Genomic DNA, 12,395 nt, shown 5'->3' with positions numbered 1-12,395 from the left:
CTTCGGCTATTGAATAACAGCGGCTTTGGGCGCAGCGTGAGCGGCATGAAACACGCATTCCTCATATTGGCGTTTCTCGCCTCTGCCTCGGCCGCTCAGGCCCAGTGCTATGCCGATTACAAGGCCAAGCGCGACAACCCGTTGCAGCTGCAATATGGCGTCGCGCAGGTCTCGGACTCGGCCTGTTCGAAAAAGGCCGCGGCGCGCGAATTGGCGCCGAGGCTCGAGGCTGCGGGCTGGACCTTGCTGACGGTCCTCTCCACATTCGGGCCCGAAGGTTTGGAGAAAAGGAAAGCCAGTGCCGGAAAATACTTCCTCCGTTACTGACAGCCTGCGGCTGGGTTCACGCGCGGTCCTGGCCGGGGTCGTGGCGGTGGTCGCGATCCTCGCGATCACGGCGGGCTTCCTGTTTGCCAAACTCCCCGACGCGGATGCGTTCAACGCCCGCGTCGAACAGATCTTCGTGCAAAACGACAACCTGACCTCGCAGGCGGAGATCAAGCTGCTGGAGGTGCTCGCGCAATCGGGCACGGCGTTCTCGGACGTGCTGGCGAATTACCGGGTGATCATCTTCATCCTGCTGATCTTCGCCGCCGCGCTTCTGCTGGCCGCGATCATCTTCCTGCTGCTGTTGATCGGGCTGAACAAGCGCATGACCGAGATTCGCCGCGCCGGGATCGAGGTGCAGTCCTTGCGCATCCTGCGCAGCGAGAACGCGGTGATGCTCAACGACATGGCCTTCAGCCTGACCCCGGCCGCGATCGAAACGCTCTCGGTTCTGGCCGAGGCCCGGATGGATGACGATATCCTGACCGGCGCGCAGATCGAGGCGATGATCTCCGGCCGCAACGAGGCCGATTGCGACGAGGCGGCGGGCGCGACCCGGATCAAGCGGCTGCGTGACAGCCTCGGAAATCAGCTCGTCAGCGAGCTTCTCGTGCGCAACATTTCCCGCAAGGGCTATGCGCTTAGCGTCGCGAAGGACGCGATCCGCGTCGACTGATCCGGTTGCGTCAGTGTTACATGCGCCCTATATCGCAGGGTCTGTTGACCTGCGGGGGAGCCATGTCCGACACGCCCTTCTACCTGATCGACGAAGCACGTCTGCGCGATAACATGCGCAAGATCGAACGTCTGCGCGAGCGCTCCGGCGCGAAAGCCCTGCTGGCGCTGAAATGTTTCGCGACCTGGTCGGCCTTCGACATCATGAAGCCTTACATGGACGGCACCACGTCGAGCTCGCTCTTCGAGCTGCATCTGGGGCGCGAGAAATTCGGCAAGGAAACCCATGCCTATTCGGTCGCCTGGTCGGATGACGAGATCGACGAGGCGATCGGCTATGCCGACAAGATCATCTTCAACTCGCTGAGCCAGCTCGATCGCTTTGGCGAGAAGGCCGCGCATATCGAGCGTGGTCTGCGTCTGAACCCGCGGTTTTCGACCTCGGGTTTCGATCTGGCGGACCCGGCGCGGCCCTTCTCGCGGCTGGGCGAATGGGATACCGAGCGGCTGGAAGCGGCGATGGATCGCATCTCGGGCGTGATGATCCACTACAATTGCGAAAATTCGGATTTCGCGCTCTTCGATCATCAGCTGTCGCGGATCGAGGCGGAGTTCGGCGATATCCTGAAACGACTGAACTGGGTGAGCCTCGGCGGCGGCATCCATTTCACCGGCGCCGATTACCCGCTCGACGATCTGGCCGACCGGTTGAAGAAGTTCTCGGATGATTTCGGCGTACAAGTCTATCTGGAGCCCGGAGAAGCCTCGATCACGCAGACGGCCTCTCTCGAGGTGACGGTGCTCGACATCCTCGACAACGGCAAGAAGATCGCCATCGTCGACAGCAGCATCGAGGCGCATATGCTCGACTTGCTGATCTATCGCGAGACCGCGAAACTGCCGCAACACGGCGAACACGAATACCAGATCGCGGGCAAGACCTGCCTCGCGGGCGACATCTTCGGCGAGGCGCGCTTCGACAAGCCGCTTCAGATCGGTGACCGGATCTCGATCGCGGATGCCGCCGGTTACACGATGGTCAAGAAGAACTGGTTCAACGGCGTGGCCATGCCCGCCATCGCCATCCGCCGCGAAGATGGTAGCATCGACCGGATTCGCGAGTTCACCTATGAGGACTACCGCGCCTCATTGTCCTGAGGGCCTTTCGCGCCCCCTTCCCCTGTCCTGTCGAAAAGGAGACAGCCGAAGTGAAAAAGAACGTGCTCATCATCGGAGCGGGCGGCGTCGCCCAGGTCGTGGCGCATAAATGCGCGCAGAATAACGACATCCTGGGCGATCTGCACATCGCCTCGCGCACCAAATCGAAATGCGACGCGATCATCGAGAGCGTGCATGAGAAGGGCGCGATGAAAATCGAGGGCACGTTCGAGGCGCACCAGGTGAACGCGCGCGACACGGCCGCCGTTGCGGATTTGATCCGCAAGACGGGCGCGCAGATCGTGATCAATGTCGGTTCTGCCTTCGTGAACATGTATGTGCTCGACGCCTGCATCGAGACGGGTGCTGCCTATATCGACACCGCGATCCATGAAGAGCCTGACAAGATCTGCGAAACGCCGCCTTGGTACGCCAATTACGAGTGGAAGAAGCGTGAACTGTGCACCGAGAAGGGCGTGACCGCGATCCTCGGCGCGGGCTTCGATCCGGGCGTGGTGAACGCCTATGCCCGTTTCGCGATCGACCAGATGGATGAGGTGAAGTCGATCGACATCGTCGACATCAATGCGGGCAATCACGGCAAGTATTTCGCGACCAATTTCGATCCCGAGATCAACTTCCGCGAATTCACCGGCACCGTCTATTACTGGGAAGACCAGCAGTGGAAAGAGACGTCGATGTTCGCCTCTGGCCACAAATGGGACCTGCCCGTCGTCGGCCCGTCGCAGGCCTATCAGTCGGGCCATGACGAGGTGCATTCGCTGGCGACCAACTATCCGCAGGCCGATGTGCGCTTCTGGATGGGCTTCGGCGATCACTACATCAACGTCTTCACCGTTCTGAAAAACCTCGGCCTTCTGTCCGAGCAACCGGTGAAAACCGCCGAGGGGTTGGAAGTCGTGCCGCTGAAAGTGGTGAAGGCCGTGTTGCCCGACCCTGCCTCGCTCGCGCCGAACTACACGGGCAAGACCTGCATCGGCGATCTTGTGAAGGGCACCAAGGACGGCAAGGACGTGGAGTATTTCGTCTACAACGTCGCCGATCACAAAGAGGCTTATGAGGAGGTCGGCTCGCAGGGCATCTCCTACACTGCGGGCGTGCCGCCGGTCGCGGCGGCGATCCTGATCGCCCAAGGCGACTGGGACGCAAAGACGATGAAAAACGTCGAAGAGCTCGACCCGAAACCCTTCTTCACCCAGCTCGACCGGATCGGCCTGCCAACCCGCGTTCTCGTCGGCGGTCTGGGCGGCGAGGACAAGGCCTGGACCGAGATCTGATCGGACCGCCAGAAACACGAAAGGCCCGCAATTCGCGGGCCTTTTTCGTTTTCACTGGTGATCCCGGCAGGATTCGAACCTGCAACCTGCCCCTTAGGAGGGGGCTGCTCTATCCAGTTGAGCCACGGGACCACGCAGCGCCTTTGATGCCGTCAAAGCAACGTCTGTGCAAGTCGGGAGCGCAGTAAATGAAAAGGGGATGCGTATTGGCCCACCGCATCCCCTTTTTGAAACCTGTCACCGCGATCGGAGTCTACACGCGGGTCCAGTTTGGCCGGCCGCCGGATTGTTTGGAGTCTGGCCCGGATGCCGTTATCGCTAACATATGGAGCATCATCCGCTTGCGCAAGGGAAATGTTTGGCGCTAACAAGAATGAAAATGAAGGATCTCCGCCGTGTCCCGTCCCAATGACTCCCGCCGTCCCCTGACGCTGCGCGACGTTTCCGAAGCCTCGGGCGTTTCGGAAATGACGGTCAGCCGCGTGCTGCGCAATCGCGGCGATGTCTCCGATGCGACGCGCGAGAAAGTGCTCCACGCAGCCAAGACGCTGGGCTATGTGCCCAACAAGATCGCGGGCGCATTGGCCTCGCAGCGAGTGAACCTCGTGGCGGTGATCATTCCCTCGCTCTCGAATCTCGTCTTTCCGAAAGTGCTCTCGTCGATCTCCGACGAACTTGAGGATACCGGGCTCCAGCCGGTCGTGGGCGTGACCAACTATTCGCCCGAGAAGGAAGAGCAGGTTCTCTACGAGATGCTCTCCTGGCGGCCCTCGGGCGTGATCATCGCTGGGCTCGAGCACACGCCGGCTGCCCGTGCGATGCTGGAAAACGCGGGCATTCCGGTTGTCGAAATCATGGATGTCGATGGCGAGGGTGTGGATTCGGTCGTCGGCATCTCGCATCGCCGTGCCGGCCTGCACATGGCAGAGGCGATTATCGCCGCGGGCTATCGCAAGATCGGCTTCCTCGGCACGAAGATGCCGGAGGATCACCGTGCCCGCAAACGGCTCGAAGGCTTCAAGGAAGGGCTCGCGAAGGCCGGGATCGAACTCGCGGATACCGAGTTCTACGCGGGCGGCTCGGCGCTGGCGAAGGGGCGCGAAATGACCGAGGCGATGCTGAAGCGCACGCCGGATCTCGATTTCCTCTATTACTCGAACGACATGATCGGCGCGGGTGGCCTGCTGTGGTGCCGTGACAACGGGATCGACGTTCCGGGCAAGATCGGGCTGGCCGGGTTCAACGGGCTCGAGCTTCTCGAGGGGCTCTCGGTGCAGCTCGCCACGATGGATGCCTGTCGCGGCGAGATCGGCAAGAAGGCCGCGCAGATCATCGCGGGGCGGTCGCAAAGCGGCATGATCGGCGGCGAGGTGATCGAGCTGGAGCCGGTGCTCGAACCCGGCGAGACGATCCGCAAGCCCTGATCAGTTCAACGCGCAGCATCCGGTGAACACGAGGTCTTCTTCGGGCGTGCGCAGGAAGAAATCGATCCCGATCGCATATTGCCGATCGCTCATCCCATCCGAGCATTCGCGGCTGCGCAGAACCGTGAAGCCCTCGGCCCCGTCGCCCCGGATCTTCCAGCCGATCGTTTCGAACGCTCCGCTCTGCGGCGCGCCACTCCATTCGATCCCAAGGCTGTGCGGTTCCTCACCGGGGATCTCGAGGGTCAGCAGGCCGGGTTCGTAGATGACGCTCCAGAACGGCTCGTTGCCGTAGCAGAAGAGCGGCACGCGCTCGGTCCACCACGGCGGCATCGGCTCGGGATCGAGATAGCGCGCCGAGACCCAGCCCGACTGCTCGCCTGCATTCAGACGCCGCCATTTGCCATCCTGCGAGGCGCCCGTGATCTCGATCAGCGTGGTGCCGGGCGGGATGACCCCGACGATCGGTGCCGAAGCCGAGGGCTCGGCACGGATGTTGAGCACATCATTGGCCGCGACACCCGTCACATTGGCATAGAAGGGGAAACTCTCGGCCGAGGCGGGCGCGGCGAGAGCCATGAGGACAAGCGGTAGGATCAGGACCAGACGTTTCATGGCCTCACCCTACTATCGCCGCGCGCCCCAGCTCAGCGAGGCGTATTGCCGCGTGTAGAATTCGCCCATCAACCCGATCATCAAGAGCGCCAGCCCGACATAGAGCGGGTAGTGCCAATTCGAGAAATGCGGGTTGTAATTGATGAAGGTATAGCCGCGCGCCTGGTCAATCGTGTGGAACAGCGGGTTCCAGTCGAACAGCACGAGCATCTTGTGCGGCAGGTTGTTGGCGAGAAACATCTTGCCCGAAGCGATCATGTTCGCGCGGCTGTAGATCTGCTGGATCACGCCCACCACATCCGGTGCCCAGGGTTTCGCAGCAAGGAAGACGAGCCCGATCGCAAGCCCCACGAACCATGACAGCAGCATCATCGCCAAGGCGCCGACCCAATCGTAGATCTCGATCGGGTGAAACGCCGCGTGGTAGATGAAGAGCACCGTGATCATCGAGAGCATCTGGATATAGAGGGTGCTCAGCGCCGCCGCCGAGATCGAGATCGCCGTGGTCATCGGCGCGTGTTTCATCATCGCCGAGGTCGGCCCCTCTGCCCCGAACACGGCGCCAATGGTCTTGGTATGGGTCAGGAACAGGAAGATCCCGCTCATGACGTAGAGCAGGAAATCGCCGCGCACCGAATTGCCGCGCAGACCGAGCACGCCGAACATGATGTAAAAGGTCAGGATCAGCAGGATCGTCTGCACCATGTTCAGCAAAAGGCCCACCAGCGCATTGCCATGCGATTGGCGCAGCTTGCGAACAGTGGCGTGATAGATGAGCTCCAGCAGGCTGAAGGTCGATCCAAGCGTGGAATTGCTGCGATCTGCTTTGAACATTTTCCTGCCAATCGGGTGCGGCGCGCCGCCAGCCTATCGGGCAAACCTTGCCCAAGCCTTGTCGCCGCATCATAAGGGGGGAGATAAATCATAGCAATCAGGCCAGAATTTGGCGGAACGGAGTGATCATGGATTTTGAGCATCTGATGCAGGTGATGCGCCGGCTTGCTCTCGAAGCGGGCGACAAGATCATGGAGATCTACAATTCCCCTGATTTCGAAGTGAAATCCAAATCCGACAACTCGCCCGTGACCGAGGCCGACGAGGCCGCCGATGCGCTCATCTCGGCCGGCCTGCGCGAGGCCTTTCCCGATGTCGCACTTGTGACCGAGGAGCAGGCGGCAAGCCACGATCAGGACGTGTCGACCTTCCTCATCGTCGATCCGCTCGACGGCACCAAGGAATTCGTCCAGCGCCGCGGCGATTTCACCGTGAACATCGCCTATGTCGAGGACGGCAAGCCGGTGCGCGGCGTAGTCTATGCGCCCGCGAAGGGGCGGCTCTTCTACACGCTCGCCGATGGGCGCGCGGTCGAGGAGGAAGGCCCGAACTTCCCGAAACAGGCGATGGGCCCGCACAAGCCGATCACCGTCTCGATGCCGGACAATCGCGGGCTGATGGTGGTCGCGTCGAAATCGCATCGCGACCAGGCGACCGACGATTACATCGGCAAATACGCGGTGAAGGATATGCGCTCGGCCGGTTCGTCGCTGAAATTCTGCCTCGTGGCGACCGGGGAGGCCGATCTCTATCCGCGGCTCGGGCGCACGATGGAATGGGACACGGCAGCCGGCGATGCGGTGCTGCGCGGCGCGGGTGGCGAGATGGTCCGCTTCGACGATCACACGCCCTTCACCTATGGCAAGCCGGGCTTCGAAAACCCGTTCTTCATCGCCTACGCCCCCGGCGTTCTTTTGGTGAAATGATGTCCGTTCTCATCGTCATCCCCGCCCGCTACGCCTCGACTCGCTATCCCGGCAAACCGCTCGTCGAGCTGACCGGCTGCACGGGCGAGAAAAAGACCCTGATTCAGCGTAGCTGGGAGGCCGCGCAGGACGTGCAAGGCGTCGACCGTGTGGTCGTGGCCACCGATGACGACCGCATCCGCACCGCCTGCGAGGCTTTCGGCGCCGAGGTGGTGATGACTTCGGAAAGCTGCCGCAACGGGACCGAACGCTGTGCCGAGGCGGCGCAGGCGCTTGGTGGCGGCTATGAGATCGTCGTGAACCTGCAAGGCGACGCACCGCTGACGCCCGCCTGGTTCATCGAGGATCTGGTGGCAGGGCTGCGCGGCAATGATTGGGCGGAGCTTGCCACCCCGGTTCTGCGCTGCGAGGGCGAGATGCTCGCCAGCCTGCGCGAGGATCGCCATCACGGTCGCGTCGGCGGCACCACCGCGGTCTTCGGCGCGGGCAATCGTGGGCTCTATTTCTCCAAGGAAGTGATCCCCTATACCGCCGAGAGCTACCTGCCGCATGATCCGACCCCGGTCTTCCATCATGTCGGCGTCTACGCCTACCGACCGAACACGCTCGCCGAATACGCGACCTGGCCGATCGGTCCGCTGGAGACGCTCGAAGGGCTCGAACAACTGCGGTTCCTCGAAAACGGGCGCGCGGTGCTTTGCACCGAGGTCGAGGCGCGCGGGCGCCAGTTCTGGGAGCTCAACAACCCTTCCGACGTGCCCCGCATCGAGTCGATGATGCGCGAAATGAGTCTCGCCTGAGCCGGATTCGCATCACGCAGAGTTTCCATTTTGCGGGAACCTGAGGCGTTCGGGCCGATTTTCCCCTTACATGCGCAACAAACAGCGCGTGATTATGCGGCAGCGCGGCAGGTTCCTTGTTCCGCGCTGCAAGACTCGCCACAATGGCATCAATTACAGCGCTTCGGCGCAGCAAAGATAAAGGTGACGAATGAAACGCAAGGTGACGAAGGCGATCTTCCCGGTTGCCGGCCTTGGAACCCGCTTCCTCCCCGCCACGAAGTCGATCCCGAAAGAGATCCTGACGCTGGTGGACCGCCCGCTCATCCAATACGCCATCGACGAGGCGCGCGCGGCCGGGATCAAGGAGTTCATCTTCGTGACCTCGCGCGGCAAGTCGGCGCTGGAGGATTACTTCGACGACGCGCCCGAGCTTGAGACCGCGCTGCGCAAGAAGGACAAGAAAGACCTTCTCGAAGAGCTGAAGAAAACCAACATGGATTCCGGCGCCATCGCCTATGTGCGCCAGAACAAGCCGCTCGGCCTTGGCCACGCGGTCTGGTGTGCGCGTCGCCTCGTGCATGACGAGCCCTTCGCGGTCATCCTGACCGATGACGTGATCGCCGCCGAGAAGCCCTGCCTCCAGCAGATGATGGAAGCCTATGAGGAGACCGGCGGCAACATCGTCGCAGCGATGGAAGTGCCCTCGGAGAAAACCTCGTCCTACGGCGTCCTCGACATTTCCGAGGTGAACGGGCCGATGGTGAAGGTGAAGGGCATGGTCGAAAAGCCCCAGCCCGATGTCGCGCCTTCGAACCTCGCCGTGATCGGGCGCTACATCCTGACGCCGGAGATCATGAGGAACCTTAACAAGAAGGAAACCGGTGCGGGCGGAGAGATCCAGCTCACCGACGCGATCGCGCAGGAGATTGCCAACGGAAACCCGGTTTACGGCTACCGTTTCAAGGGCCAGCGTTTCGATTGTGGCTCCAAGGCGGGCTTCCTTCAGGCCACTGTCGCCTTCGGTCTCCAGCGCCCCGATCTCAAGGACGAGTTCGGCGAGTATCTTGGCGATATCATGAACATGCGGACGGCAGCCGAGTAAGCGATGAAGCCGCATGTTCTGGTCACTGGCGGTGCGGGCTATATCGGCTCGCACGCCTGCAAGGCTTTGAGCCGGGCGGGCTATGTCCCGATCTGTTTCGACAATTTCTCGACCGGCTGGAAAGAGGCGGTGAAATTCGGTCCGCTCGAAGAGGGCGATCTGGCCGATCGCGCGCGTCTTGATGAGGTCTTCGCGAAATATCAGCCCATCGCGGTGATGCATTTCGCGGCGCTGAGCCTTGTCGGCGAGTCGATGCAGAACCCCTCGAAATACTGGCGCACCAACGTCAATTGCGCGCTGAACCTGATCGAGGCGGCGGTGGAGGCCGATTGCTGGAACTTCGTCTTCTCCTCGACCTGCGCGACCTATGGCGATCAGGACGGGGTGGTTCTGAACGAAGAGACCGAGCAACGCCCGATCAATGCCTATGGCGGCTCGAAGCGCGCAATCGAGGATATGCTGCGCGATTTCGGCGCGAGCCACGGGCTGAATTCGGTGATCTTCCGCTATTTCAACGTCGCCGGCGCCGATCCTGACGCCGAGGTGGGCGAGCAGCATGTGCCCGAAACCCACCTGATCCCGCTGATGCTCGATGCGATCGCGGGCAAGCGCCCTGCGCTGACGGTCTTCGGTTCGGATTACCCCACGCGCGACGGCACCTGCATCCGCGATTACGTCCATGTCTCCGATCTGGTCGATGCGCATGTGCTGGGGCTGAAATGGCTGCAAGACAGCAAACCCTCGCGGGTGTTCTGCCTGGGCTCCGGCAACGGGTTCTCGGTACGCGAAGTGATCGACGCCTCGCGCGCGGTGACCAATCGCGACGTGCCGATCGTCGAGGGCGAGCGCCGTCCCGGTGATGCCGCCTGCCTCGTGTCGGGCTCTAAACGTGCCCTTGAGGAACTGGGCTGGCAGCCGCAACGCTCCGATCTTTCTGTGATGATCGGCGATGCGTGGCGCTGGCATCAGGCGAAAGAGTATGAATACTGATCCGCGCCAAGCGGATCAGGAGAGGGCATGGCATCACGCCGGGAGCTATGGGAGGCCTACAGGCTGCGCCTCAAGCGCAAGCACTTCCTGTGGCGTGCCCTGCGCAAGCGTCATCAGCTCGACCGCCTGACCGATCGCACCGGCAAGATCCGCCCCGGCGACATCCTCGCCTTCGCGGTGGTGCGCAACGAGGCCGCCCGCCTGCCTTATTTCCTGCGCCATTACCGCGATCTGGGGGTGAATCACTTCCTCATCGTCGACAATGGCAGCACCGATGGCACAACGGCCCTCTTGGCCGAAGCGCGCGATGTCTCGCTCTGGACGACGCAGGCAAGCTATCGCGCCTCGCGCTTCGGTCTCGACTGGATCACCTGGCTGATGATCCGGCACGGGCATGACCACTGGTGCCTGACCGTCGATGCCGATGAGCTGCTGATCTACCCATATCACGACACTCGCCCGCTGCCTGCACTGACCGATTGGCTTGATGCGTCCGACATCCCCGCCTTTCCGGCGATGATGCTCGATCTCTACCCGAAAGGGCGGATCGGCGCGCAGACTTACACGGCTGGCCAGGATCCCCGTCAGATCCTGAGCTGGTTCGACGCGGGCAATTACGCGATTACCCGGCAGAAGCACAGTGACGCGCTCTGGATTCAGGGAGGGCCCCGCGCGCGGGCTTTCTTTGCGCAGCGGCCGCGGCGGGCGCCGACGCTCTCGAAGATCCCGCTGGTACGCTGGAACCGCCGTTTCGCTTATCTGAACTCGACCCACTCGCTGCTGCCGCGCCATCTCAACAGGACCTATGACGATGCCGGCGGCGAGGCGATTTCCGGGCTGCTGCTGCACACAAAATTCCTCGACACGGTGATCGAGAAATCCTCCGAGGAAAAAGCGCGGCGCGAGCATTTCGGTCGCCCCGAGGAGTTCGAACCCTATTACGACGCGATCATCGCCGACCCGCAGCTTTGGACGCCGCACTCCGCACCACTCGGAGACTGGCGTCAGCTGGAGGCGCAGGGGCTGATGTCGCGAGGTGGTTGGGCCTGAATGACTGTTGCCAAATTCGCAACATTGGGTGACGCGAAGGTAATGCAAACCCTTCTCAGTCGGCCAAAAACTGGCTAAGAGGCAAGAGCCTATTGAATCCAAAGGGGAAAACTTGTCGTTTTGAACAAGGCGACAGTTAATGCGTTGATAAGTATATTAAGCGATAAAGGGCCGCATTTGCGGAAGGGACGATAAGTGGGACTGAGAGATCTGGTCAGGCTGCGTCGAAAACGCAGGTTGAAACAGGTTCGCGCCTTTCGAAAACGGCGGGAACTGAGCCCGCTTTCCAATCGTACCGCCCAGATCCGCCCCGGCGACGTGCTTGTCTTCGTCACCGCCCGCAACGAACGCATCCGACTGCCTTATTTCCTGCGCTACTACCGCGACATGGGCGTGCGTCATTTCCTTTTCGTCGACAATAACAGCGATGACGGCTCGGCCGAGTATCTCGCTGAGCAGGAAGATTGCTCGGTCTGGACGACGACGGCCTCCTACAAGGCCTCGAATTTCAGTATCGACTGGATGAACTGGCTCCTGCGCAAATACGGCACCGGGCACTGGACGCTGACGCTCGATCCCGATGAGTTCTTTGTCTACCCGTTCTGCGACACGCGGCCCATTCAGGCGCTTACCGACTGGCTCGACACCTATGGCATCCGCTCTTTCCCGGCGATGTTGCTGGATATGTATCCGAAGGGTCCGATCGACGCGAAACCGTACCGCGAGGGGCAGAACCCTCTCGATATCGCCTGCTGGTTCGACGCTGGCAATTACATGATCAAGACCAACCCGGAATATCGCAATCTCTGGATTCAGGGAGGGCCACGTGCGCGGATCTTCTTTCCAGATGCGCCGAAGAACGCGCCCTCGCTCAACAAGATCCCGCTGGTGAAATGGGAGCGCGGGCATGTCTATCTGTCCTCGACCCACATGCTGCTGCCGCGCGGGCTGAACCAGGTCTATGACACGATCGGCGGCGAGATGGCCTCGGGCTGCTTGCTGCATGCAAAATTCCTCTCTCCGCTCACCGAAAAGGTCGAAGAGGAGCTGGAACGCCAACAGCATTATGCAGGGTCGCGCGAATATCACGCTTACGCCCGGACCATCTCAAAAGAGCCTGATTTATGGTGCAAATGGTCGGAGAAATATATCAACTGGCGTCAGCTCGAGATCCTCGGGCTGATGTCCAAAGGCAATTGGGCTTGAGGGGATTT

The 12,395-nt window shown here is 61.5% G+C and carries 13 protein-coding genes and 1 tRNA gene; 11 read left to right on the top strand and 3 right to left on the bottom strand.

Annotated elements, in window-relative coordinates; translation table 11 throughout:
* Window positions 1–45: 45 nt before the first annotated feature.
* The 4 genes from TP2_RS08315 (at window position 46) to TP2_RS08300 (ending at window position 3,458) form a co-directional block, all read left to right on the top strand.
* Entirely contained in the window at window positions 46–327 is a 282-nt protein-coding gene (locus TP2_RS08315; protein ID WP_038075798.1) for a hypothetical protein, read from the top strand.
* A complete protein-coding gene (locus TP2_RS08310; protein WP_038075794.1) occupies window positions 299–1,003 on the top strand; it encodes a histidine kinase in 705 nt (234 codons plus the stop codon). The genes TP2_RS08315 and TP2_RS08310 overlap by 29 nt, the downstream gene beginning before the upstream one ends.
* A 62-nt stretch (window positions 1,004–1,065) precedes the next feature.
* Complete coding sequence (nspC, locus tag TP2_RS08305; protein ID WP_038075792.1) at window positions 1,066–2,160, top strand: carboxynorspermidine decarboxylase; 1,095 nt, start codon at window positions 1,066–1,068, stop codon at window positions 2,158–2,160.
* A gap of 50 nt (window positions 2,161–2,210) precedes the next feature.
* On the top strand, window positions 2,211–3,458 hold the full coding sequence (locus TP2_RS08300) for a saccharopine dehydrogenase family protein (RefSeq protein ID WP_038075791.1): 1,248 nt from the start codon (window positions 2,211–2,213) through the stop codon (window positions 3,456–3,458).
* A 55-nt stretch (window positions 3,459–3,513) separates the two neighbouring features.
* Here TP2_RS08300 and TP2_RS08295 read toward each other — a convergent pair.
* Window positions 3,514–3,590 (bottom strand) — tRNA-Arg (locus TP2_RS08295).
* 263 nt (window positions 3,591–3,853) lie between these two features.
* On the opposite strand from TP2_RS08295, the gene TP2_RS08290 reads away from it, so the two are divergent.
* Window positions 3,854–4,882: a LacI family DNA-binding transcriptional regulator gene (locus TP2_RS08290; protein ID WP_051692333.1), complete on the top strand. Its 1,029-nt coding sequence runs from the start codon at window positions 3,854–3,856 to the stop codon at window positions 4,880–4,882.
* Here the strand turns inward: TP2_RS08290 and TP2_RS08285 are convergent, their stop codons facing one another.
* On the bottom strand, window positions 4,883–5,497 hold the full coding sequence (locus TP2_RS08285) for an SH3 domain-containing protein (protein WP_038075788.1): 615 nt from the start codon (window positions 5,495–5,497) through the stop codon (window positions 4,883–4,885).
* Between the two features lie 12 nt (window positions 5,498–5,509).
* Window positions 5,510–6,331: an ABC transporter permease gene (locus tag TP2_RS08280; protein ID WP_038075786.1), complete on the bottom strand. Its 822-nt coding sequence runs from the start codon at window positions 6,329–6,331 to the stop codon at window positions 5,510–5,512.
* 128 nt (window positions 6,332–6,459) lie between these two features.
* Between TP2_RS08280 and cysQ the strand changes: the two genes are divergently transcribed.
* The 6 genes from cysQ (at window position 6,460) to TP2_RS08250 (ending at window position 12,387) form a co-directional block, all read left to right on the top strand.
* Window positions 6,460–7,257, top strand: a complete 798-nt coding sequence (gene cysQ / locus TP2_RS08275) for a 3'(2'),5'-bisphosphate nucleotidase CysQ (RefSeq protein ID WP_038075784.1) — start codon at window positions 6,460–6,462, stop codon at window positions 7,255–7,257.
* Window positions 7,257–8,057 (top strand): 3-deoxy-manno-octulosonate cytidylyltransferase, encoded by an 801-nt coding sequence (locus TP2_RS08270; RefSeq protein ID WP_038075781.1) that lies wholly within the window; start codon window positions 7,257–7,259, stop codon window positions 8,055–8,057. The genes cysQ and TP2_RS08270 overlap by 1 nt, the downstream gene beginning before the upstream one ends.
* A 190-nt stretch (window positions 8,058–8,247) precedes the next feature.
* Window positions 8,248–9,141, top strand: coding sequence for a UTP--glucose-1-phosphate uridylyltransferase GalU (gene galU / locus TP2_RS08265; protein WP_038075779.1), 894 nt, complete (start codon window positions 8,248–8,250; stop codon window positions 9,139–9,141).
* Window positions 9,142–9,144: 3 nt separating this feature from the next.
* Window positions 9,145–10,131: a UDP-glucose 4-epimerase GalE gene (galE, locus tag TP2_RS08260; protein ID WP_038075777.1), complete on the top strand. Its 987-nt coding sequence runs from the start codon at window positions 9,145–9,147 to the stop codon at window positions 10,129–10,131.
* Window positions 10,132–10,158: 27 nt separating this feature from the next.
* On the top strand, window positions 10,159–11,181 hold the full coding sequence (locus TP2_RS08255; RefSeq protein ID WP_038075776.1) for a glycosyltransferase family 2 protein: 1,023 nt from the start codon (window positions 10,159–10,161) through the stop codon (window positions 11,179–11,181).
* A 195-nt stretch (window positions 11,182–11,376) separates the two neighbouring features.
* Window positions 11,377–12,387, top strand: coding sequence for a glycosyltransferase family 2 protein (locus TP2_RS08250; protein WP_038075773.1), 1,011 nt, complete (start codon window positions 11,377–11,379; stop codon window positions 12,385–12,387).
* The last annotated feature ends 8 nt before the right edge of the window (window positions 12,388–12,395 follow it).

The sequence above is a fragment of the Thioclava pacifica DSM 10166 genome (assembly GCF_000714535.1).
Taxonomy (GTDB): domain Bacteria; phylum Pseudomonadota; class Alphaproteobacteria; order Rhodobacterales; family Rhodobacteraceae; genus Thioclava; species Thioclava pacifica.
The sequence above is the reverse complement of the archived record's forward strand: the minus strand, read 5'-3'. Positions and strand labels throughout refer to the sequence as shown.

Excerpts from the sequence above, each read along its gene's own strand:
- nspC (WP_038075792.1), top strand. The coding sequence starts at position 1,066 with ATGTCCGACACGCCCTTCTACCTGATCGACGAAGCACGTCTGCGCGAT.
- TP2_RS08270 (WP_038075781.1), top strand. The coding sequence starts at position 7,257 with ATGTCCGTTCTCATCGTCATCCCCGCCCGCTACGCCTCGACTCGCTAT.
- TP2_RS08255 (WP_038075776.1), top strand. The coding sequence starts at position 10,159 with ATGGCATCACGCCGGGAGCTATGGGAGGCCTACAGGCTGCGCCTCAAG.
- cysQ (WP_038075784.1), top strand. The coding sequence starts at position 6,460 with ATGGATTTTGAGCATCTGATGCAGGTGATGCGCCGGCTTGCTCTCGAA.
- galE (WP_038075777.1), top strand. The coding sequence starts at position 9,145 with ATGAAGCCGCATGTTCTGGTCACTGGCGGTGCGGGCTATATCGGCTCG.
- TP2_RS08285 (WP_038075788.1), bottom strand. The coding sequence starts at position 5,497 with ATGAAACGTCTGGTCCTGATCCTACCGCTTGTCCTCATGGCTCTCGCC.
- TP2_RS08280 (WP_038075786.1), bottom strand. The coding sequence starts at position 6,331 with ATGTTCAAAGCAGATCGCAGCAATTCCACGCTTGGATCGACCTTCAGC.
- TP2_RS08315 (WP_038075798.1), top strand. The coding sequence starts at position 46 with ATGAAACACGCATTCCTCATATTGGCGTTTCTCGCCTCTGCCTCGGCC.
- galU (WP_038075779.1), top strand. The coding sequence starts at position 8,248 with ATGAAACGCAAGGTGACGAAGGCGATCTTCCCGGTTGCCGGCCTTGGA.